Source organism: Streptomyces sp. NPDC050263 (assembly GCF_040655955.1).
Taxonomy (GTDB): Bacteria; Actinomycetota; Actinomycetes; order Streptomycetales; family Streptomycetaceae; genus Streptomyces.
Map to the genome: position 1 here is coordinate 71,318 of NZ_JBFAKW010000025.1, position 19,809 is coordinate 91,126.

Consider the following 19,809-nt stretch of genomic DNA (forward strand, 5'->3'; position numbering starts at 1 on the left):
GTGCGAAACCGGTTCCCACGGGTCACGCTGGTGTCATGACCGGTTCCGTCGAACAGGGCGCCAGCCAGACCCATGGGAACACGCACATCCTGCACTTCCTGGTGCGGCTCCCGGAGGCGATGGAGACGGTCTGGCCCGCGTTGACCACCTCGGAGGGGCTCGCGCTCTGGTGGACGCCCGTGGACGTCCTCGAACACCGACTCGGCGGCGCGGTCGCCCTGCGGGGCCTGGGCGAGGGCCAGGTCACCGCATGGGACGTGGACCGGGTCGCCGAGTACACCGTGGCGGGCGGCGGCCGGATCCGGTTCCACCTGGAACGGGACGGCGACGGCGGCTCCCTCCTGCGCTTCACCCACGAGTTCCAGGGCCGGCTGGGAGACGGCGGCGCCGAGCCCGGCTGGCGGGCCCGCTTCGAACGCCTGATCGAAATCCTGGCAGGCTCCTGAGCCGCTAGGACGGCGGCAGGCACTCCTTCCCCGGCGGCTTCCCCTCCGGCCAGGCGAGCCGGACGAAGCGGGAGCCGCCGTCCGCGTGCAGCTCCACGATCGGGACGGCCTTGTCGTACGGGTTGCCGTGCACGTCCAGGCAGATCCAGCCGCTCGCCCCGTTCACCCGCAGCGAGCCCTTGACCTGCGGCCACTGCAGGCCGACGTCCGCCAGCGGCGGGACGGTCCCGCCGTCGGGGGTGGCCTCGCGGATGCCGTGGGCCGCGTCCGTGTCGCCGAGGGAGAGTTCGTGGTACAGGCGGAAGGCGTCGACACGGGGATGCGGGGTCCGGAAACCGAGGCCGGTCGCGAAGTGGGCGATCATCGTCTCGTGGACCTCGCGCCACTTGGCGTGGTCGGCGTGGCGGTGATGCAGGCGGAGCAGCAGCAGGGTGCGGATGAAGGGGTCGCCGACGAAGTGACCCGCTTCGGCCGTCAGCCCCTCCTCGGCGAGTCGCGCCCGCAGGGACCGTACGCCCGACGAGCCGAAGTCGTCCGGGAGTTGGGCGTGCGTGAGGGCGACGGCGGAGTCGTGGCCGTGCGCGGCGGCCAGGACCGTCAGCTCGTCGAGCCGCTCCTCGGGCACCAGCCGGGCCAGCGACTCGGCGTAGGCGGGACGGCCTTCGTCGGCCTGCCCCTCCTCCATCCGGACCTTCTCGGTGAGCAGCCGCCCCAACGAGGCGGCGGACTCAGGGTGTTGGCGGGCGGCGGTCGCCAGCAGCACGATCCCCAGCGGGTTCCCGCCGGTCAACCGGTGGATGGCGTGCGGGAGTCGCGGCGGCAGCTCGACGTCGTCGCAGACCGCGCCGACCATGTGCAGGGTGTCGTCCGGGGAGAGCGGCGGCAGCGGCACCAGCAGTGCCCGGGAGGAGGGCGAGCTGCCCGGCTCCCAGTCCGTGGCCCGCGCGACCTCCGGCAGCGCCCGCCGTACCGCGTCCCCGAGCGCCGGATGGTCGGTGCCGCGCACGGTCGCCACCCACACCACCTGGTCGACGACCCCGTCGGCCCGGTCGCGCAGGACGGCGTCCAGCAGCCCCGGCCCCGGACCACTGCGCGCGTTGTCCAGCAGCACGAGCGGCCGGCCCAGGCACGTGAGATGCGAGCCGATCCCCGAGTACGCCTCCGCCAGGTCAGCGAGCAGCGCCCGCACCAGCCGTGCACCGTACCTCCCCCGTGGCCGGTCCCCTAACACAAGGGTAAGGAGGGGGAGTTGGTATTAGCTAGATCGCGTGATGTCCGTTGCGTCATGAAAGTTCCGGATCACCGCCGACGCTCAGTCGGCGGTACCCGGTGGGACCACCCAGCGGGTCGGCTGCCCCGTCACGCCCGCGATCATGTCGTAGTCGCCGTCGTAGTGCAGGACCGTCGCGCCATTGCGCTCGGCGGTAGCCGCGATGACCAGGTCGGCTACCGACAGGGCCTTCCGGTTGCCGGCCGCGATGAGCCGCGTCTGCACGTCCAACGCGCGGTCCCACGCCTCGTCGGGCGTGGCCAACCAGTCGAAGCCCCGCATCTCGTCGCGGATCCGCTCCGCGTCCGCCTTGGAACGGGCGCTGTGCAGAATTTCGAGTTCGACAGCGCCGCATACCGCCAGCAGGCCCGCGTTGTGAAGTGGATCGATCACGGTGCGAACTGCCGGTTTCGGGTAGCGGGCGAGCGCGGACTTGTCGATGAGATAGCGGTCGTTCATGCGGCCTGGTGCGGGTCGCCCGCGGTCTCCGAGGTCTCCGAGGTCTCGACCGGACCGGTCAGGTCAGGCAGCCCGCCTTCCGCGAGCCAGCCCAGGAACGACGCGCGTTTCCTGCGTTTGATCGCGTCCTCCAGGGCGGCGTTCACCGTCGCGACCTTGGTCGTCGTGCCGAAGATCGCGGCCGCCTCGGCGAGCATTTCGTCGTCGACGTCGATGACTGTTCGAGCCATGCGTCCTCCTCGGTCCGGGCGTCACACGGCCCCATGATATCAAAAATCTCGACAGTCGATATCAAGCGTCGACGGACGCCACGAACGCGACCCAGGCGCTCCGCTGGATGAGCAGGACGGGGCCGTCAGGGTTCTTGCTGTCGCGGACGGGGATGACGGAGGTGAACTCGGGGGCGAACTCGAGGCAGTCGCCCGCGTTGGCTCCGCTGTGGCTGCTCTTTATCCAGGTTGCCGCACTCAGTTGCTGCTGGTTCATGGTCGCCGTACCCCTCCATCACGTTGCCGATCAGAGCGGCGGATTCGCGAGCAGACGGAGTATCTGCCCTGAGCACATCATAGATTTGGCTGTACTCGGCGTAGCTTTCCGGATCGTTGTGGAAGTGGCCGCGAGTCCGCGATTCCGAGTAGATCCAGCGTTCGCCGTCCGGCATCGTGAGCAGCAACATCGACTTGTCGGGGCGCGCGATGTCGAAGCGGTGGGTTGGGATCACCTGGATGCGGACGTTGGGGAGTTGTCCCACACGCAGCAGGTGCGCGCACTGATCGCGCATCACGGCGGGACTGCCCACCGCGTGGCGCAGACAGCTCTCGTCCATCACGGCCACGTACGTGGGCCCGCCCTCGGCGAAGTAGCGTGGCTGTCGGCTCAAGCGGGCCCGGGTCCGGGTTTCGAGCAGGTCGCCGCTGGCTCGCTGAGAGAGCAGCGCTCGCGCGTAGTCCGGTGTTTGCAACAGGCCGGGCACCAACATCACTTGGTACACATGCAGCGCAACAGCCTTCGCCTCCATGTCCACCATGCGCTGGAACCAGTTCGGATGCTCCACCTGCGCGTACCAGTCGACGCGCCCCCACAACCGCCCCAACGCCCCACCCGAAACCAGCACCTCGTCGCACTTCTTCGCGAACGCCTCCTGCGGGACCCGCGTCCCCGCCTCCACCCTCGCCACCAGTGACCGGTCGCAGGGGATCGCGCTCGCCAGCGCTTCCTGCGTCAGCAGTGCGCCCTCGCGAAAGTGTCGTAACAGCTCTCCGAACAGCATGGCGTTGGTGGTCACAGGTCGGTCCCCCTCCGTGACAAGCGGCCCTTGGCACGCGTCCGGCATTGATACGCAGGGTGCCCATGCGCAACGCTTGACACACCCAGAGTGACGCCATCGGTACGGAGAGGGCATGGTCGGGGCATGATCGAACACACCGAGAGCCAGTTCGAAACGGGAACGGTCGTCTATGACCCCAGGTCGGACAGGGTCGGCGAGTACCGGGGCAAGGCCGGCCCCTACGCGTTGCTGCGCCCGCTCGGGGGCGGACGGGAGTGGGAGGCCCGCCCGGAGCTGCTCCGCCCCGCCACCTCCGCCGAACGGCTCACCGCAGGTATCCGGGCCGCCAACTTCCGTTCCCTGCACGTGCCCGAGGCAGCCGTCCCCGTCCCCGTCCGTGACTGCGCCGCCTGCGAGGATCTGGCCGCGCTGCGAGCGAAGGCCCGCGCCCGCCACGACGGCAGCGCCGAGACCGACGCGAACGTCCTGCTCAGCCGCCATCAACGCCGCTACCACGCAGCGCTTCTGGGGCTCTAGGAGTGATCAGTCGACGGTGATCGAGTCCAGCTTCTCGCGCAGGTACACATGCGAGCTGACCGCCCCGTACGCCACCCGCCCGACCGGGGCCGGGACGGACTCCACGACCGTCCCCGGGGTGCACTCGCCGAAGTAGACGAGGGACATGAGCTCCTCGGTGGGCGCGTCGGCGTGCGGCGGGAGGACGCGGTGCCGTCCCGACCGCCACCGGTCACCGGTCCAACGGGCCATCAGGTCGCCGAGGTTGATGGTGAACGCCTCCGGGTCGAAGGGCGCGTCCTCCCAGCCGCCCTCGTCCGTCCAGACCTGGAGCCCGCCCTTGCCGGCCTGCCGGTCGAGGATCGTCACCGTGCCGAAGTCCGTGTGCGGACCGATGCGGAACTGGCCGGGCTCGGGTTCGCCGACGACGTCCGTCCCGGGGTACCAGTTGATGTTGAAACCGTAGGTCGGGTGGTCCATGTGCCGGGAGAAGAAGTCGGGTTCGAGGCCGAGGGCCTCGCCGAGCAGGGAGAGCAACTGCTTCTCCAGCCCGCCCATCCGGTCCAGGTACTCCTCGCACAGCGCGCGCAGCTCGGGCACCTCCGTCGGCCAGACATTGGGCGCGTACCACTCCGCGTTGACGACGGGGTCGTCGAAGGGCTCGTGGGTGGCGAAGGTCAGGGACTCCTTCAGGTCCGGCGGGGTCTCGGTCCCCTCCGCATAGCCGTTGGCCTCCGCGCCGGGCCCCAGCCACCCCCGTCCGCCGACCTTCGCGGTGTACCGCTGCTTGGCCTCGGCGGGGAGGGCGAAGAACGCCCGCGCCGCCGCGCGGATGCGGTCGCGCAGTGCGGGGTCGACGCCATGGCCGGTGACGAGGAGGAACCCGGCCGTCTGGAGCGCGTCGTCGACGGTACGGGCGATGGCGGCGCGGGCCTCGGGGTCGCCGTCCAGCCAGGGCCGCAGGTCGATGGTCGGGATGCGCGGGCTACTCACCGATGTCCTCGTTCCACAGTGCCGGGTTGTTCTCGATGAAGTCGCGCATCATCTCTACGCACTCGGGGTCGTCCACAAGCACGATCTCGACGCCGTGTTCCGCCAGCCAGTCGTGCCCGCCGTGGAATGTGACCGCCTCGCCGACGACCACCCGGGAGATGCCGAACTGCCGGACCAGACCGGAGCAGTACCAGCAGGGGGACAGGGTGGTCACCATCGTCGTGCCCCGGTACGAACGCTGCCGCCCCGCCGCGCGGAACGCGGCCGTCTCCGCGTGCATGGAGGGGTCGTCGTCCTGGACGCGTCGGTTGTGGCCGCGGCCGAGCACGGTGCCGTCCGGGCCGTAGAGCGCGGCCCCGATCGGGATGCCGCCCTGGGCGAGCCCGGCGCGGGCCTCCTCCACTGCGACGGCCAGCCAGGCCCTCGCCGTCACCTGATCCATGGGGTCCATGACTCCAGTCTGCTGCGGACGGGCTGCCTTGATCCGGATAAGCCTAGATTCCCGGAAAGCACGACGTAACGCCCAAAGGGGCGGTTACGGTGTCGTACCCCGGGAAGCACCAGGGTTCCCGGCGTCCCGGCGTGCGTACCTGACCCACGTCTCCCGCAGAGTGCAGCCTTCTCGGAGAACCTCATGTTCGGTTGGCGTCCACGTTCAGCCCGGCACCCCGCCGGTGTTGCTTCCGGGAGTACCTCCACGCAACCGGTGCCCGCACCGCCGACTCCCGCACCGCCGACGCCCGCACAACCCGCGGTGCCCACCCCCGGATTCGTCTCCACCACCACACCGGCCGCCGCGTCAGGCCCGCCCCAGCAGCCCGCGGGCGACGGCCGCTCGGCGCGCTGGTGGCTCGTGGCGGCGTTCCTCGTCGCAACCCTCTTCGGCGCCTCCTCCTACATCTGGGAGGACTGGGGTGGTCCGGACGAACGGACCTTGTACAGCACTGTCAGCTTCGGCGTGGCCGCGGTGCTGCTGGGGATGCTGGCGGCTGCCTTCTCCAACCTGAACGGCAAGGAGACCGCCGTCGTCGTGGTGGTGCTCGCCGTCGTCTGTACCACCACCGCCCTGACCATCGCCTACTGCAAGATCCATCAGCCCATCGACGTGACCGACAAAGTCACCCTGGCCAAGGGCGAGAAAGCGGTCATGGCCGCGGACGGCGAAGGCTTCGACCTCTCCGTGCCGCTGCCGGAGGACCGCGACACCCTGAACCTGACCTTCAACGGGACGGATCCCGACCGTGTCAGCGGCACGAACTGCCTGCCCAGAAGCAGCCTGCGCCTCACCGGAGCCGCGCTTCCCCACGGGAAGGACATCCCGTTCGACGGCAAGGCCGTGACGGTGCCGATCAGTGACAGGCACAACGCCATACAGCTGCACATCGAACTCCGGACCGATCACGCATGCCGGATCCGTGTCGCCGTGAGCCGCGCGGTCCTCGAATCCTGACGCCGCCCGCCCGCATTTCTCCCCCCGAAGGGTCCGTACATGCACCTGCCGACACGTCTGTGTCTCACCGCCGCGCTCTTCGTCGCGCTCACGACCGCGTCCTGCACCAAGGGGCCCGGCGACGACGCCGTCCCGGCGATGCCCTCCGCACCGACCGCGTCGCCCGTGACATCGAGCCCGAGCCCCTGGGTCGTCCCCAAGACCCTCGACATCGGCGTCAAGATCGACCAGCCCGGCTTCAACCAGCTCGACACTTCGGCGCACGAGTACGCGGGGTTCGAGAAGGAACTCGCGGACTTCCTCGGTGAACGCATCGGCTTCGAACCGGACTTGGAGGACGCGCCGTCGAAGGACCGCGAGAAGGAGCTTGCCAAGGGCTCCGTCCAACTGGTGATCGCGACCTACTCCATCACGGACTGGCGACTCGAACAGATCGACTTCGTGGGGCCCTATCTGCAGACCGAGCAGGGCCTGCTGGTGCGCGCCGGCTACAAGCAGATCAAGGACCGGAAGGACACGGCCGGCAAGGAGATCTGCACCGTGGAGGGTTCGACCTCGAAGGCCGGCCCGAACAATCCGCTGGACAAGGACGCCATCATCCTCGACGACGCCGAGGACTACAACGCCTGCGTCCAGCGACTCAGGGACGGCAACGTCGACGCCGTATGGACGGACCGGGCCATCCTCTTCGGTTTCGCCGAGATCTACGACGACGTACGCGTCGTGGACAAGATCGTGGTCGGCAAGAAACAGATGTACGGGATCGGCCTGGCCAAGCACAACCCGGCGATGTGCCGGCGACTGCAGGGGGCGCTGCGGGAATTCATGAAGGAAGAGTGGTACTCCCACTTCCGGCAGCGTTTCCCCCGCCTCGTCCAGGCCGACCCCAAGTTCGATACGACGTACAAGCCCGCCGCCGACGACATCGACACCTACACGCAGTGCACCCCTTAGGCAGTGGGTACCCTGTGCCGATCACCGCCGCGCGTGCGGCAGTTGGGCCGGGTCGCGTGGAAGGAACGTTCATGGTTGCTGCTCCGGTGCTGGAGGAGCTGCGGGAGGTCTGTCAGCCGCAGGCCAAGCTGGCGAGCCGCAACGGCGAACACTGGGCGGGCCGGCTGTACATGCGGCGGATCTCCCTGCGCTTCACCCGTCAGCTGGTGCGCACCCGCGTCACCCCGGACCAGCTGACCTGGACGATGGTGGTGTGCGGGGTGCTGTCGGGCGCGGCCCTGCTGATCCCGGGCCTCGCCGGCGCCGTCCTCGCCGCTCTCCTCATGCAACTGTTCCTGCTCTTCGACTGCGTCGACGGCGAGGTCGCCCGCTGGAAGGGGCAGAACAGCGCGACCGGCATCTACGTCGACCGGCTCGGCGCGTATCTGGCCGACGCGGCGCTGATGATCGGCTTCGGCTTCCGCGCCGCGGAGTCGGGGCTCGGGGACTGGAACGGCTTCAACGGGTGGGTGTCGCTCGGCCTCGTCACCGCGCTCGGCGTGGTGCTGCTCAAGGCCTCGACCGACCTGGTGGACGTGGCCCGGGCCCGGCGCGGGCTCCCCGTCGCCGACGACGAGGCCGCCGCGCCGCGTTCGCAGGGCGTCGCCTCGGTGCGCCGACTCGCCGCCGCCTTCAAGATCCACCGGGTGACCAACGGCATCGAGGCCTCGCTGGTCCTCGTCGTCGTGGCGGTCGCCGACGTGGCCACCGGCGGCATCGAGCCGACCCGGTGGGCGCTGGCCGCCATCGCCGTCATCACCTGGCTGATGGTTCCGGCCCATCTGCTGTCGATCCTGTCGTCGTCCCGGCTGCGGTGACGCCGTCCAGGCAGTCGATGTAGACGTGCAGTCGGCCCGCCCCCGCCAGCATCGCGCGGGTGCGGGCCGTCAGCGTCTGCGCGCGCGCCGCGAGCGCAGACCGCAGCGCCGTCTCGCTGCCGCCCTCCCGGCGCAGCTCCGTCAGCACCGGCCCGATCTGCGCGAACAGATGGCCGCCGCGGCGCAGACTGTGCACGATCCGGGCGTCCCGGACGTCGGCGGGACCGTAGAGCCGGTAGCGCGTCCCGCGTTCGCGCGGCGGGTCGATCAGTCCGGCCGCCTCCCACACCCGCAGCGCGGACGTCCGCACGCCGAGCAGCCGGGCCACCTCCCCGATGCGCAGGCTCGGCCCATGGTGTGGCTGCGGCGCGGGTTCCGCGCCCAGCGCCTCCAACGCCTCGCCCGTCGCCCGCAGCGCGCCGCGCTCCTCGTGCAGGGCGGCGTGGGCCGCGTCGACGAGGGCGAGCGCGGCCGGGGTGTCGCCCTCGTGCAGCGTGCGCATGATCCGGGCCGCCGGGACCGGGCCGTAGCCCGTCACCAGCACGCGGTACGTCAGCAGCGCCTGCCGGTGCAGCTCCGTGAACGTGCGGTAGCCGGACGCCGTGCGCTCGGCCGGCGGCAGGACGCCCGCGTCCTCGTAGTTGCGGATCTGCTGGGTCGAGAGCCCGGCGAGCCGGGCGAGGTCGACGGAACGCAGTCGCCTCATGGGAACAACCTCATGGGAACAACCTCATGGGCACAACCAGCATGGGCACAACCATCATGGGCTGAGGGACCGCCAGATGCGGTCGGGCAGGAGCCGTGCCGCCTCGTCGAGGTCGACGTCGTCGACGCCGGACAGCGAGCGGCGGGCTGCCCCGATGACCGGACCGAGCACGAGGGACTCGACGAGGGGCAGCGGGAGGGGCGCCAACTCACCTGCTTCGATGCGGGGTTGGATCCAGTGTGCGAAGGCCGGCAGCCCGGCCTCCTGGGGCAGGAGCCGCGCCGCGTCCCGGTGGTCTCGGACGAACGCCAGGTAGGTCCGCACGATCGCGCGGATGCCCGAGCGGGCCGTGCGCGTGCCCGCGAGGGCCGTGGTCAGCTCGCCCAGCAGTCGGTCCAGCCAGCGTTGCGCCAGCGCGGACAGCAGGCCGTCGAGGCTGCCGAAGTGGTGGTAGAGGCTGCCGAGGCTGACCCCGCTGGCCTTGGTGACGGCGCTGACCGTGAAGCCCTGCTCCCCTTCTGCGGCGTACACGCGCAAGGCCGCGTCCAGGAGCAACTCGACGGTGACCTCGCCGCGTTGCTGCTTCGGGCGCTGCTTGGTGTTCATCGAACAGGTGTCCTTGATCGTGCTGTTGTCCCAGTCAGAGTAGAGCACATGGATTTCTAGAGCCGATTTCTAGAAAAGCACTTCGATTGCGCCGCAAGTCGGTTCACACTGGGCGCGTGTCCTTGCCGGAGATTCCCATAACGCTCACGCGACAACAGGCCGCGGCCGGTGTCGTCCTCACCGTCCCGCTGAACGTCGGCTCCGTCCAAGTGCGTATCCCGCCCGCCCGGGACGGCGACCTCGTCCGGGCCCGGATCGGCGACGAGGAGGTGCTGCTGCGCATCCGGGTCATCGGCTCGGGTCGTCAAGTGCGCAAGGTGCTCACCGTGCTCGGGGCCGTCGCCGCGCTCGTGTTCGTGGTGGTCCTGATCGACTCGGGCGGCGGCGACGGCGACACGGTCGGCTCCCCGGGCAGCACGTCGACGTACGAGTCGTACAGCCCCGATACGTCCTACGACCCCTATACCGAGGACCCGTACACGGACGATCCGTACACGGGGGACACCTCCACCGAGGATCCCTACACGGACGACCCCTACGCGGACGAGACCGAGGCCGCGGCCCCCGACCCCTACAAGTCCGGGACCTGCCTCAACGGGACGCTGCCGGACTCCACGGTCGCGCAGCCGGTCAGCAACGTGGACGAGGTGTCCTGCTCGGCGGTTGACGCGCACTACAAGGTGATCCAGACGTTCCCGTTCACCTCGGACATGAGCAAGTGCGAGGCCAACCCCCGGACTCAGTACGCCTTCTCGTACAGCTACACACTCAACGGAGCGGCCGTCAACGAGTACGTGTACTGCCTGATCGGCCTGGGCTCGTACGCGCGCTGAGCCCTTCGAACGCTGCCCTTATGCTGGCGTGCCGACAGCGTTGCCGCACAAGGCGGGTTCGGGAAGGGCGACCAGCGATGCCGTTGAGCACCGGGACCGGGGAACCGGAGTCCGCCGCGTCCATAGGCGGCTACCTGCTGTTCGACCGGCTCGGAAGCGGCGGCATGGGGGTCGTCCACCTGGGGCGCTCGGCCTCGGGCCGACAGGTCGCGGTCAAGGTCGTGCACGCGCAGTACGCGCAGGACGAGGAGTTCCGGGCCCGCTTCCGGCAGGAGGTCGCGGCGGCCCGCCGGGTGAGCGGCGCGTTCACCGCCCCGGTGGTGGACGCCGACCCGGACGCCGAAGTGCCGTGGATGGCCACGCTGTACGTACCGGGCCGCACCCTCGCCGAACTCATCGCCGAACAGGGTCCGCTGGACGGACGCGCGCTGCGCACGCTGGCGCTCGGGCTCGTCGAGGCGCTCCGGGACATCCACCAGGCGGGGGTCGTCCACCGCGACCTGAAGCCGAGCAACGTGCTGATGGCCGAGGACGGCCCGCGCGTCATCGACTTCGGCATCTCGCGCGCCGCCGACAACCAGACCCTCACCGTGACCGGCCGGCTGATCGGCACCCCGCCCTTCATGTCCCCCGAGCAGTTCACCTCGCCGCGGGACGTCACCGCCGCCTCGGACGTCTTCTCGCTGGGCTCGCTGCTGGTGTTCGCGGCCACCGGCAACCGCCCCTTCGACGGCGAGAGCCCGTATCTGACCGGCTACCAGGTCATGCACGAGCCGCCGACGCTGGACGGCGTGGCGGAGCCCCTCAGGTCCATCGTCGCGCGCTGTCTGGCGAAGGAGGCGGCGGACCGCCCCCGACTCCCCGAACTGCACCGGCTGTTCCGGTCCCTGCCGGACGGCCGGGCGGCGTTCCTCGCGTCGGCCGAGGACGCCGGGGTCGCCACCCACGTGGAAGGCGGCAAGGGCGGCAAGGGCGGCAGGGGCGGCAGGGGCGGCAGGGGCGGCAATGGCGTCCGCCGCAAGCGGTGGCCCCGCCGCCTCCTCGTCGTGGGGGCCGCCCTGGCCGTGGCCGCCGTCGCGGGCGTGGCGGTGAGCGAGTGGCTGGCGGAGCCCACCGAGGCGGGCTCCGCCGAGAATGCGTCCGCCCAGCAGACGTCCGCCGCCGCCTCGCCCGCCCCCGCGCTCCCCGCCGGCTGGCGACCCTGGCGCGCCGGGCTCACCCGGGCCGTGCAGCCGAAGGACCAGGATCGCCTCGTCACCGACGACGAACCGGGCTGTGTGCCCGCCGGTACCGCCCTGTACTGCGCGGGGGCCGGCTTCACGGTCGCCAAGCTCGACGCCGCCACCGGCCGCGTGGAGTGGCGGTTCGGGGTGAGCCCGCAGATCACGCGGCCCATCGGCGTCCACGACGGCGTCGTCTACGTCTACGAGAAGCCCGACTCGGAGACCGTGCGGTGGCGGCTGGTGGCCGTCGACGCCGACACCGGAAAAAAGCGCTGGGCGCGTGAGATCTCCGAGACCCAGCCCGCGGTCCTGTTCGACGGCGGCATCCTGGCGATGTCGCCCGCCGACACCGAACTCCTCTCCATCGACACCCGCACCGGAGAGGACATGTCGGTGGCGTCGGCGGACTCTTCCTCCGGCAGCGCCTGCCGGCCGCTCGCCCTGGGCGGCGCCCCCTACGCCCTGTGCACCGACGCGAAGGACGACACCAAGGGCACCTGGAGCCTGCTGAGCATCAACCCCTCCGAAGGCATCGCGCGCGAACTCACCAGGCTTCCCGTCGGCTCGGTGCCGCTCGGCGTCGTCGGCGGACAACCGCTGTTCGCGACGCTGCCGGACACGGAGTCCCTGACGGTCGTCGGACTGGACGAGCCGTACTCGGCGCTCCTGCGGGTGGACCCGGAGAGCGGCGCGATCAAGCGCACCGCCCTCGCGGACTCGCCCCGCGGCACGGTCACCCTCGCCGACGGCGTCGTCTGCTTCGTCCGCCCCGACGGGACGGTCACCGCGCTCCGCGCGACGGACGGCGTCCGGCTGTGGCAGCAGAACACCCAGGTCGAGAACCTGTCGACGCCCGTCCTCTCCAAGACGTACGACACCCTCTTCCTCGCCAACCGCTACGGCCGGCTCCTCGCCCTCGACCGCAGGACCGGCGCCGTGCGCTGGACCACGGACAAGCTGGACGCCCCGGGCGACTCGGCGCAGAGCATCCAACCGCAGGTGACCCTGGCGAAGGACGCGATCGTGGCCGTGGCGGGCGACACGGCCTTCTCCGTCCGCCCGGACCGCCCGACGGCGGTGGCCACAGCCACAGTTGCAGCCACCGCTACGAACTAGCCTGCGGCGGCTGGGGGTCCTCGCCGGACTCGCGGCGCTTCAGCTCCTCCTCGCGGCGGCGGAGGTCGGCCTCCCAGTCCTTGAGGAGAGCGTCGTCGTCCTTCTTGACCTCGTCGTCCCCTTTTTCGCCCTTCAGCGACTTCAGGAACTCGGGGTTGTCGTCCGGGGCGACCCACTCGGTGCGGGAGGTCCTGGCGGTGCCGCCCGCCGCGCCGCCCGCCGGGGCGTGCCGCACCTTTCCGGCCACCAGCCAGGCCACCGGGCCGACGATCACCTCGCCGAACAGCAGGATGATGATGACCCAGACCACCTTCGGCAGCCCGCGCACCTCCTCCTCGGGGGTGTTCAGGCAGTCGATGAAGGCATAGATCCACAGCGCCAGGACCAGCAGGAACGGCAGATACCTGAGCATGGTGGCGGGTTCCCCCAAGTGACGGCGGCAGGGCTTGGGACGGCCCCGGTGACGGGGCCAGGGTAGCCGGTGGCCGATACTGGGACGCATGGCTTACGACGATCTTCGTTCCCTGCTCAGGGCACTGGAACGCGAAGGCGACCTCAAGCGCGTCAAGGCCGAGGTCGATCCGTATCTGGAGGTCGGGGAGATCGTCGACCGGGTCCAGAAGTCCGGTGGCCCCGCGCTCCTCTTCGAGAACGTGAAGGGGTCGAGCATGCCCCTCGCGATGAACGTGTTCGGCACCGACCGACGGCTCCTGAAGGCCCTCGGGCTCAAGTCGTACGCCGAGATCAGCGAGAAGATCGGCGGCCTGCTGCGCCCCGAGTTGCCGCACGGGTTCGTCGGCGTGCGCGAGGCGTTCGGCAAGCTCGGCGCGATGACGCACGTCCCGCCGAAGAAGGTGAAGTCCCAGGACGCGCCCGTCCAGGAGGTCGTCCTGCACGGGGACGACGTGGATCTGGACCAGCTCCCCGCCCTCTTCACCTGGCCGCAGGACGGCGGCTCCTTCTTCAACCTGGGACTCACCCACACCAGGGACCCCGAGAGCGGCATCCGCAACCTCGGGCTCTACCGCCTCCAGCGCCACGACAAGCGCACGATCGGCATGCACTGGCAGATCCACAAGGACAGCCGCAACCACTACCAGGTCGCGGCGCGCAAGGGCGAGCGGCTGCCGGTCGCGATCGCCTTCGGCTGCCCGCCCGCCGTCACCTACGCCTCCACCGCCCCCCTCCCCGGCGACATCGACGAGTACCTCTTCGCCGGGTTCATCGCGGGCAAGCGGATCGAGATGGTCGACTGCAAGACCGTGCCGTTGCAGGTGCCGGCGCAGGCGGAGGTCGTCATCGAGGGCTGGCTGGAGCCCGGCGAGATGCTGCCCGAGGGCCCCTTCGGCGACCACACCGGCTTCTACACCCCGCAGGAGCCGTTCCCGGCCCTGAAGATCGACTGCGTGACGATGCGGAAGCGGCCGCTGCTCCAGTCGATCGTCGTCGGCCGCCCCCCGACGGAGGACGGCCCGCTGGGCCGAGCGACGGAACGCTTCTTCCTCCCGCTCCTGAAGATCATCGTCCCGGACATCGTGGACTACCACCTGCCCGAGGCCGGCGGCTTCCACAACTGCGCGATCGTCTCGATCGACAAGAAGTACCCCAAGCACGCCCAGAAGGTCATGCACGCGGTCTGGGGCGCGCACATGATGTCCCTGACCAAACTGATCGTCGTCGTCGACGCCGACTGCGACGTCCACGACCTGCACGAAGTCGCCTGGCGGGCGCTCGGCAACACGGACTACGCCCGCGACCTGACGGTCGTCGAAGGCCCGGTCGACCACCTCGACCACGCCTCCTACCAGCAGTTCTGGGGAGGCAAGGCGGGCATCGACGCGACCCGGAAGTGGCCCGAGGAGGGCTACACCCGCGACGGCGGCTGGCCGGAGATGGTCCTGTCCGACCCGGAGACGGCGGCCACGGTCGACCGCCGCTGGAAGGAGTACGGCCTGTGAGCTCCGCCTCCGCCGCGCTCCCGCAGCCCGGACGCACCAAGGCCTTCCTGCGCCTGGTCATGATCGAGCACTCCGTCTTCGCGCTGCCCTTCGCCTACATCGCCGCGCTGACGGCGATGTTCCGGCTGGACGGGAACATCCACTGGGGACGACTGCTCCTCGTCACGATCTGCATGGTCGGCCTGCGCACCTTCGCGATGGCCGTCAACCGGATCATCGACCGCGAGATCGACGCCCGTAACCCCCGGACGGCCCACCGCGAGCTGGTCACGGGCGCGGTGTCCGTGCGCCACGCCTGGACCGGCGCGCTGATCGCCGTCGTGATCTTCCTCGGCTCGGCGGCGCTGCTCAACCCGCTGTGCCTGGCCCTGGCCCCCGTCGCGGTCATCCCGATGGTGGTCTACCCCTACGGCAAGCGGTTCACGAACTTCCCGCAGGCCATCCTGGGGTTCGCCCAGGCGATGGGGCCGATCGGCGGCTGGCTGGCGATCACCGGCGAGTGGTCCTGGGACGCGGTCGTCCTCGGCCTCGCCGTGGGCATCTGGATCGGCGGCTTCGACCTGATCTACGCCTGCCAGGACATCGACACCGACCGAGAGACCGGCGTCATGTCGGTGCCGGCCCGCTTCGGCATCCCGGCGGCGATCACCGGGGCGCGCGTCTGCCACGCGATCACGACGGCCCTGCTGGTCTGGTACGCGCTGCTGACCGACGCGGGCGCGTTCTTCTGGCTCGGCCTGGTCGTCGTCGCCGGCGCGTTCCTCTACGAGCACACCATCGTGCGCCCGCACGACCTGTCCCGCCTGAACAGGGCGTTCTTCTCCGTCAACGGCTTCATCGGGATCGCCCTGTTCGGGTGCGCGCTGCTGGATCTTCTGGTGCGGGGGCTCACGGTGTAGCCACCCCCGTTCACTACGCCCCACCGGTCCTGAAGACCTCCCCGCCCACCGGTACGCTCAAGGTGTGAACGCAGGAGAAACGCAGCGCGTGCCTTGGATCGTGGGGGTGTCCGGGGCGTCCGGTACGCCCTATGCCGCCGCCGTGCTGCGTGCACTGCTCGCCGGGGGCGAGAGCGTGGACCTGGTGGTCAGCCGGGCCTCGCGGCTCACGCTGCTGGACGAGACAGGGATCTCCTTCCGGGACGCGCACTGGCGGGACGACCTGCGGGAATGGCTGGCGCGGGGGGCCGACGGCAAGCCCGGCGCCTTCGAGGCGACCGACGCGGCCCTCGACCGGGTGCGGTACTGGGGCGCGGGGGATCTCGCCGCCGGACCGTCCTCAGGGTCGTATCCGGCGAAGGGGATGCTGATCGTCCCCGCCTCGACCGCCTGTGTCGCGGGCGTCGCCCTCGGGCTGTCGAAGGATCTGCTCCAGCGGGCGGCGAGCGTGACGCTCAAGGAGCGCCGGACGCTCGTCGTCGCCGTACGCGAGACGCCGCTGAACGGGCAGACGCTGCGTCATCTCGTCGCCCTGGACGACGCGGGCGCGAGCGTGGTGCCCGCCTCCCCGGCCTTCTACGCGGGGGCCACCCACATCCAGGACCTGGTCGACTTCGTCGCAGGCCGGGTGCTCGACGCGGCGGGGGTCGCGCACGGGCTGTATCGCCGGTGGGACGGCGAACTGGGTGGAACGCGGGCCGGCTGAACACCGTCTGAGTACTTCGCAGTAGAGCTCAACTCTTCAGGAACTTTGATCGGAAGGCTTCGATTCGCATGGACGCGGTGGACAGGCAGCTCATCCAGGCCCTGAGGGAGAACGGCCGGGCCTCCTACGCGGAGCTGGGACGCCTCGTCGGGCTGTCGGGACCCAGCGTCACCGACCGCATCAACCGGCTGGAGGCGGCCGGCGTCATCACCGGCTACCGCGCCACGGTGAACGCCGCCCAGCTCGGCCTCGGCGTCACCGCCCTCATCGGCATCTCCCTCTCCGACGCCGCCGACCACGAGGACGTGGCGAACCGGATGAAGGACCTCAGCGAGATCGAGGACTGCTGGTTCATCGCCGGCGACGACTCGTTCATGCTCAAGGTGCGGGCGAACGACGTCGACGGCCTCGAGCGGATCATCCGGCGGCTCAGCGGGACCAAGGGCGTGTCCCGGACCCGTACCACCATCGTGCTCTCCACGAAGTGGGAGAACCGGGTCGGAGAGCTGCCCGAAGAGGTGTAGCCGCGGGGACGTACGGTTGGCGGAGTCGTCTGGGATGTCGTCGGAGAAAGGTGAGGTGCGGGCATGGACGTCGGGCTGAAGCGCGAGCTGGAGGACAAGGTCAGGGCCGGTGAGCGGCTGACCCGTGAGGACGGCGTCGCGCTGTACGAGTCGGACGACCTCGCCTGGCTCGGCGGACTCGCCCACGAGGTGCGCACCCGCAAGAACGGCGACGTCGTGCACTTCAACGTCAACCGGCACCTCAACATGACGAACGTGTGCACCGCGTCCTGCGCCTACTGCTCGTTCCAGCGCAAGCCGGGCGAGAAGGACGCGTACACGATGCGCATCGAGGAGGCGGTGAAGCTCGCCAAGGCGATGGAGGGCGAGAACCTCACCGAGCTGCACATCGTCAACGGCCTGCACCCCAGCCTGCCGTGGCGCTACTACCCGCGCTCGCTGCGCGAACTGAAGGCGGCCCTCCCGGACGTCTCGCTGAAGGCGTTCACGGCGACGGAGATCCACCACTTCGAGACGATCAGCGGGCTGTCGGCGTCGGAGATCCTGGACGAGCTGATCGACGCGGGCCTGGAGTCGCTGACCGGCGGCGGCGCGGAGATCTTCGACTGGGAGGTCCGCCGGCACATCGTGGACCACCGCACGCACTGGGAGGACTGGTCGCGCATCCACCGCCTGGCGCACGAGAAGGGTCTCAAGACCCCGTGCACCATGCTGTACGGCCACATCGAGGAGCCTCGCCACCGCGTCGACCACGTCCTGCGGCTGCGCGAGCTCCAGGACGAGACCGGCGGCTTCCAGGTCTTCATCCCGCTGCGCTACCAGCACGACTTCGTGGACATGAAGGACGGCAAGGTCCGCAACCGCCTCCAGGCGAGGACCCAGATGGCGACGGGCGCGGAGGCGCTGAAGACCTTCGCGGTGTCCCGGCTGCTCTTCGACAACGTTCCGCACGTCAAGGTCTTCTGGGTCATGCACGGCGTCCAGACCGCGCAGCTGGCGCTCCAGCACGGCGCGGACGACATGGACGGCTCGGTCGTCGAGTACAAGATCACCCACGACGCGGACAACTACGGGACCCCGAACAAGCTGACCCGCGACGACCTCCTCGACCTCATCCGCGACGCCGGCTTCCGCCCGGTGGAACGCAACACGCGCTACGAGATCATCCGCGAGTACGACGGCCCGGACCCGGCGCGCCGCGAGTCCCCGCAGCCGATGCGGGTGTGAAGGCCGGTCGAGGTGGTGAAAGCCGGTTGAGGCGGGGTGTGGTAATGGCTAGCCTGCGGTTATGGCCCTTACCTTCACCCTCGACCCCGTCCTCACCCCCGACCTGCGCGACGGCATTCTCGACCTCTGGACGGACGCCTCCAACGCCGGCGGGGCCATCGGCTTCGTGGCCCCGGTGGAGCGGGAGACCGTCCGTCCGGAGCTCGTCAAGCACCTCGCGGCGATGGCCGAGGGCCGCCACCGCCTGCTCCTCGGGCGGGACGCCGCCGGCGAGGTCGTCGCGGCCGCGTTCTTCGCCTTCAACACGCACCGGCTCCAGACCCACTGGGTCTGGCTGTACACGGTGATGGTGCACCCCCGCCGCCAGGGCCAGGGCTACGGCCGCGACCTGCTGGCGGCCGCCGCCGACGCAGCCCGCGGCTTCGACGGCATCGACGCGATCCGGCTCTCCTGCCGCGGCGGACTCGGCCTGGAGAGCTTCTACGGCTCCTGCGGCTACCAGGAGGTCGGCCGGATACCCGGCGCGATCAGGGTCGCCCCGGACGACCACCGCGACGACGTCGTCATGCTGCTGCCGTTGGGCTGAACCCCGCTGCGAGATCGACCGCCGGGCATGCTTCACTGGACGACGGCCCCTTTTGGAATCGGAAGAGTGGATTGACATGCTCCGCTACACACTGATGCGTCTCGGTGTCCTCGCCGGCTGCCTCGTGGTCGTCTGGGGCCTTGTCTACACGGGCGTCTTCCCGCGCGGCCTCGGCGACTCCAACGGCATGTGGATCATCCTGCTCTCGCTGGTGATCTCCGCGCCGATCAGCTTCGTCGTGCTGCGCAAGGAGCGCGACCGCGCCTCGGTGACGGTCGTGGAGCGGGTGGACCGGATGAAGGCCAACCTGGAGGCCAACCGCTCCCAGGAGGACGAGGCGATCGACTCGGCCCACGCGCAGGGCCAGACGTCGTAAGGGAGTTGCTCCCGTCCGGGCCCGACTGAGGACCTGTCCGGCCGAGCAGGTCCTAGGCTGGTGTCATGGGTGCCGTGAAGACCAAACGGATGCCGCGTGCGGTCCGTGAGCAGCAGATGCTGGATGCCGCCGTGGAGATCTTCGGGCGGCGCGGGTACATGGCCGCGTCCATGGACGAGATCGCCGAACTCGCGGGCGTGTCGAAGCCGTTGGTGTACCTGTACCTCAACTCCAAGGACGAGCTCTTCACCGCCTGCATCCGCCGTGAGGCGGCGGCGCTGGTGGCCGCGGTGCGGTCCGGCGTCCGCACGGATCTGCCCGCCGACCGCCAGCTCTGGGACGGGCTGATCGCCTTCTTCGCGCACACCGCGGACCACCCGCACGCCTGGTCCGTGGTGCATCTCCAGGCCCGTACCCACGGTGAGACCTTCGCCGCCGAGGCGGCCGCGATGCGCGAGGAGATCGTCGCGTTCGTGACACAGCTGATCGCCGTCGCCGCCCGCGAGGCCCACCGTGACCCCGACCTCCCCGACCGTGAGGTCGCCGGTCTCGCCGAGGCCCTGGTCGGCGCGGCCGAGTCCCTCGCCACCTGGGCCAACACCTCCGACGGCGTCACGGCCCGCCAGGCGGCGACGACCCTGATGAACTTCGCCTGGGCGGGCCTGGGCAACCTGATGGAAGGTCACCCCTGGTCCCCTCAGGAGGGCTAGTGCCGCGGCAGGCAACGTTCGCCCCGTCGCGACGCCCGGCACGCACTCTCGCCGCACCGGCCGAAAGCCCAAGTACGTCCAGTACGAG

At 70.2% G+C, this 19,809-nt stretch carries 23 protein-coding genes and 2 pseudogenes; 15 read left to right on the forward strand and 10 right to left on the reverse strand.

Annotated features, from left to right (window positions below; all coding sequences use genetic code 11):
• Positions 1-35: 35 nt before the first annotated feature.
• Positions 36-446 carry an SRPBCC domain-containing protein gene (locus tag AB0J04_RS14690; RefSeq protein WP_363168758.1) on the forward strand — a complete coding sequence of 137 codons (411 nt, stop codon included), beginning with the start codon at positions 36-38 and terminating at the stop codon, positions 444-446.
• Between the two features lie 4 nt (positions 447-450).
• Here the strand turns inward: AB0J04_RS14690 and AB0J04_RS14695 are convergent.
• The 5 genes and pseudogenes from AB0J04_RS14695 to AB0J04_RS14715 all read right to left on the reverse strand — a co-directional run.
• A pseudogene (locus AB0J04_RS14695) lies at positions 451-705 on the reverse strand (hypothetical protein); the annotation flags it as partial.
• 1,053 nt (positions 706-1,758) lie between these two features.
• A complete protein-coding gene (locus AB0J04_RS14700) occupies positions 1,759-2,175 on the reverse strand; it encodes a PIN domain nuclease (RefSeq protein WP_363168759.1) in 417 nt (138 codons plus the stop codon).
• Complete coding sequence (locus AB0J04_RS14705; RefSeq protein WP_363168760.1) at positions 2,172-2,405, reverse strand: type II toxin-antitoxin system VapB family antitoxin; 234 nt, start codon at positions 2,403-2,405, stop codon at positions 2,172-2,174. Before AB0J04_RS14705 ends, AB0J04_RS14700 begins: the two co-directional genes overlap by 4 nt.
• Positions 2,406-2,466: 61 nt before the next feature.
• Positions 2,467-2,577 (reverse strand): annotated as a pseudogene (locus tag AB0J04_RS14710) (DUF397 domain-containing protein); the annotation flags it as partial.
• Positions 2,531-3,445 (reverse strand): helix-turn-helix transcriptional regulator, encoded by a 915-nt coding sequence (locus AB0J04_RS14715; protein WP_363168784.1) that lies wholly within the window; start codon positions 3,443-3,445, stop codon positions 2,531-2,533. The pseudogene AB0J04_RS14710 and the gene AB0J04_RS14715, both read right to left, overlap by 47 nt.
• A 141-nt stretch (positions 3,446-3,586) precedes the next feature.
• Here AB0J04_RS14715 and AB0J04_RS14720 point away from each other — a divergent pair, with 141 nt between their 5' ends.
• Positions 3,587-3,979, forward strand: a complete 393-nt coding sequence (locus AB0J04_RS14720; protein WP_363168761.1) for a hypothetical protein — start codon at positions 3,587-3,589, stop codon at positions 3,977-3,979.
• Positions 3,980-3,985: 6 nt separating this feature from the next.
• On the opposite strand, the gene AB0J04_RS14725 is transcribed toward AB0J04_RS14720, so the two are convergent.
• Complete coding sequence (locus AB0J04_RS14725) at positions 3,986-4,951, reverse strand: 2-oxoglutarate and iron-dependent oxygenase domain-containing protein (RefSeq protein WP_363168763.1); 966 nt, start codon at positions 4,949-4,951, stop codon at positions 3,986-3,988.
• Positions 4,944-5,402, reverse strand: coding sequence for a nucleoside deaminase (locus tag AB0J04_RS14730; protein WP_363168764.1), 459 nt, complete (start codon positions 5,400-5,402; stop codon positions 4,944-4,946). Before AB0J04_RS14730 ends, AB0J04_RS14725 begins: the two co-directional genes overlap by 8 nt.
• A gap of 303 nt (positions 5,403-5,705) precedes the next feature.
• On the opposite strand from AB0J04_RS14730, the gene AB0J04_RS14735 reads away from it, so the two are divergent.
• The 3 genes from AB0J04_RS14735 to AB0J04_RS14745 all read left to right on the forward strand — a co-directional run bounded on the left by AB0J04_RS14735 (position 5,706) and on the right by AB0J04_RS14745 (position 8,212).
• A complete protein-coding gene (locus AB0J04_RS14735; protein ID WP_363168765.1) occupies positions 5,706-6,401 on the forward strand; it encodes a hypothetical protein in 696 nt (231 codons plus the stop codon).
• Between the two features lie 39 nt (positions 6,402-6,440).
• Positions 6,441-7,355: a transporter substrate-binding domain-containing protein gene (locus AB0J04_RS14740; RefSeq protein WP_363168766.1), complete on the forward strand. Its 915-nt coding sequence runs from the start codon at positions 6,441-6,443 to the stop codon at positions 7,353-7,355.
• Positions 7,356-7,426: 71 nt separating this feature from the next.
• Positions 7,427-8,212: a CDP-alcohol phosphatidyltransferase family protein gene (locus AB0J04_RS14745; protein WP_363168767.1), complete on the forward strand. Its 786-nt coding sequence runs from the start codon at positions 7,427-7,429 to the stop codon at positions 8,210-8,212.
• On the opposite strand, the gene AB0J04_RS14750 is transcribed toward AB0J04_RS14745, so the two are convergent.
• The gene (locus AB0J04_RS14750; protein WP_363168768.1) at positions 8,151-8,918 is read right to left on the reverse strand and encodes a MerR family DNA-binding transcriptional regulator; all 768 of its coding nucleotides are present in this window, start codon (positions 8,916-8,918) and stop codon (positions 8,151-8,153) included. The genes AB0J04_RS14745 and AB0J04_RS14750 overlap by 62 nt on opposite strands.
• Positions 8,919-8,972: 54 nt before the next feature.
• Complete coding sequence (locus AB0J04_RS14755) at positions 8,973-9,524, reverse strand: TetR/AcrR family transcriptional regulator (protein WP_363168785.1); 552 nt, start codon at positions 9,522-9,524, stop codon at positions 8,973-8,975.
• 116 nt (positions 9,525-9,640) lie between these two features.
• Here AB0J04_RS14755 and AB0J04_RS14760 point away from each other — a divergent pair, with 116 nt between their 5' ends.
• Together AB0J04_RS14760 and AB0J04_RS14765 are read left to right on the forward strand one after the other, a co-directional pair.
• On the forward strand, positions 9,641-10,357 hold the full coding sequence (locus AB0J04_RS14760) for a hypothetical protein (protein ID WP_363168769.1): 717 nt from the start codon (positions 9,641-9,643) through the stop codon (positions 10,355-10,357).
• Positions 10,358-10,434: 77 nt separating this feature from the next.
• Positions 10,435-12,696, forward strand: coding sequence for a PQQ-binding-like beta-propeller repeat protein (locus AB0J04_RS14765; protein ID WP_363168770.1), 2,262 nt, complete (start codon positions 10,435-10,437; stop codon positions 12,694-12,696).
• On the opposite strand, the gene AB0J04_RS14770 is transcribed toward AB0J04_RS14765, so the two are convergent.
• Positions 12,686-13,108 (reverse strand): PLD nuclease N-terminal domain-containing protein, encoded by a 423-nt coding sequence (locus tag AB0J04_RS14770; protein ID WP_363168771.1) that lies wholly within the window; start codon positions 13,106-13,108, stop codon positions 12,686-12,688. The two genes, AB0J04_RS14765 and AB0J04_RS14770, sit on opposite strands and share 11 nt — an antisense overlap.
• Before the next feature lie 88 nt (positions 13,109-13,196).
• Here AB0J04_RS14770 and AB0J04_RS14775 point away from each other — a divergent pair, with 88 nt between their 5' ends.
• The 8 genes from AB0J04_RS14775 to AB0J04_RS14810 all read left to right on the forward strand — a co-directional run bounded on the left by AB0J04_RS14775 (position 13,197) and on the right by AB0J04_RS14810 (position 19,721).
• Positions 13,197-14,654, forward strand: coding sequence for a menaquinone biosynthesis decarboxylase (locus tag AB0J04_RS14775; protein ID WP_363168773.1), 1,458 nt, complete (start codon positions 13,197-13,199; stop codon positions 14,652-14,654).
• Positions 14,651-15,553 (forward strand): menaquinone biosynthesis prenyltransferase MqnP, encoded by a 903-nt coding sequence (mqnP, locus tag AB0J04_RS14780; protein ID WP_363168774.1) that lies wholly within the window; start codon positions 14,651-14,653, stop codon positions 15,551-15,553. Before AB0J04_RS14775 ends, mqnP begins: the two co-directional genes overlap by 4 nt.
• A gap of 88 nt (positions 15,554-15,641) precedes the next feature.
• Complete coding sequence (locus AB0J04_RS14785; RefSeq protein WP_363168786.1) at positions 15,642-16,298, forward strand: UbiX family flavin prenyltransferase; 657 nt, start codon at positions 15,642-15,644, stop codon at positions 16,296-16,298.
• A 68-nt stretch (positions 16,299-16,366) separates the two neighbouring features.
• The gene (locus AB0J04_RS14790; RefSeq protein ID WP_054238669.1) at positions 16,367-16,822 is read left to right on the forward strand and encodes an Lrp/AsnC family transcriptional regulator; all 456 of its coding nucleotides are present in this window, start codon (positions 16,367-16,369) and stop codon (positions 16,820-16,822) included.
• 63 nt (positions 16,823-16,885) lie between these two features.
• Complete coding sequence (mqnE, locus tag AB0J04_RS14795) at positions 16,886-18,049, forward strand: aminofutalosine synthase MqnE (RefSeq protein WP_363168776.1); 1,164 nt, start codon at positions 16,886-16,888, stop codon at positions 18,047-18,049.
• A gap of 61 nt (positions 18,050-18,110) precedes the next feature.
• A complete protein-coding gene (locus AB0J04_RS14800) occupies positions 18,111-18,635 on the forward strand; it encodes a GNAT family N-acetyltransferase (RefSeq protein ID WP_363168777.1) in 525 nt (174 codons plus the stop codon).
• A 76-nt stretch (positions 18,636-18,711) separates the two neighbouring features.
• On the forward strand, positions 18,712-19,011 hold the full coding sequence (locus tag AB0J04_RS14805; protein WP_363168778.1) for a DUF4229 domain-containing protein: 300 nt from the start codon (positions 18,712-18,714) through the stop codon (positions 19,009-19,011).
• A 65-nt stretch (positions 19,012-19,076) separates the two neighbouring features.
• Entirely contained in the window at positions 19,077-19,721 is a 645-nt protein-coding gene (locus tag AB0J04_RS14810; protein WP_363168779.1) for a TetR/AcrR family transcriptional regulator, read from the forward strand.
• Positions 19,722-19,809: the final 88 nt, after the last annotated feature.

Bases quoted from the DNA above. Each gene is read 5' to 3' on its own strand.
- AB0J04_RS14810 (WP_363168779.1), top strand. From the start codon at position 19,077: ATGGGTGCCGTGAAGACCAAACGGATGCCGCGTGCGGTCCGTGAGCAG.
- mqnE (WP_363168776.1), top strand. From the start codon at position 16,886: ATGGACGTCGGGCTGAAGCGCGAGCTGGAGGACAAGGTCAGGGCCGGT.
- AB0J04_RS14805 (WP_363168778.1), top strand. From the start codon at position 18,712: ATGCTCCGCTACACACTGATGCGTCTCGGTGTCCTCGCCGGCTGCCTC.
- AB0J04_RS14755 (WP_363168785.1), bottom strand. From the start codon at position 9,524: ATGAACACCAAGCAGCGCCCGAAGCAGCAACGCGGCGAGGTCACCGTC.
- AB0J04_RS14730 (WP_363168764.1), bottom strand. From the start codon at position 5,402: ATGGACCCCATGGATCAGGTGACGGCGAGGGCCTGGCTGGCCGTCGCA.
- AB0J04_RS14750 (WP_363168768.1), bottom strand. From the start codon at position 8,918: ATGAGGCGACTGCGTTCCGTCGACCTCGCCCGGCTCGCCGGGCTCTCG.
- AB0J04_RS14700 (WP_363168759.1), bottom strand. From the start codon at position 2,175: ATGAACGACCGCTATCTCATCGACAAGTCCGCGCTCGCCCGCTACCCG.
- AB0J04_RS14720 (WP_363168761.1), top strand. From the start codon at position 3,587: ATGATCGAACACACCGAGAGCCAGTTCGAAACGGGAACGGTCGTCTAT.
- AB0J04_RS14740 (WP_363168766.1), top strand. From the start codon at position 6,441: ATGCACCTGCCGACACGTCTGTGTCTCACCGCCGCGCTCTTCGTCGCG.
- AB0J04_RS14800 (WP_363168777.1), top strand. From the start codon at position 18,111: ATGGCCCTTACCTTCACCCTCGACCCCGTCCTCACCCCCGACCTGCGC.
- AB0J04_RS14770 (WP_363168771.1), bottom strand. From the start codon at position 13,108: ATGCTCAGGTATCTGCCGTTCCTGCTGGTCCTGGCGCTGTGGATCTAT.
- AB0J04_RS14765 (WP_363168770.1), top strand. From the start codon at position 10,435: ATGCCGTTGAGCACCGGGACCGGGGAACCGGAGTCCGCCGCGTCCATA.
- AB0J04_RS14705 (WP_363168760.1), bottom strand. From the start codon at position 2,405: ATGGCTCGAACAGTCATCGACGTCGACGACGAAATGCTCGCCGAGGCG.
- AB0J04_RS14715 (WP_363168784.1), bottom strand. From the start codon at position 3,445: ATGCTGTTCGGAGAGCTGTTACGACACTTTCGCGAGGGCGCACTGCTG.
- AB0J04_RS14790 (WP_054238669.1), top strand. From the start codon at position 16,367: ATGGACGCGGTGGACAGGCAGCTCATCCAGGCCCTGAGGGAGAACGGC.
- AB0J04_RS14690 (WP_363168758.1), top strand. From the start codon at position 36: ATGACCGGTTCCGTCGAACAGGGCGCCAGCCAGACCCATGGGAACACG.
- AB0J04_RS14775 (WP_363168773.1), top strand. From the start codon at position 13,197: ATGGCTTACGACGATCTTCGTTCCCTGCTCAGGGCACTGGAACGCGAA.
- AB0J04_RS14745 (WP_363168767.1), top strand. From the start codon at position 7,427: ATGGTTGCTGCTCCGGTGCTGGAGGAGCTGCGGGAGGTCTGTCAGCCG.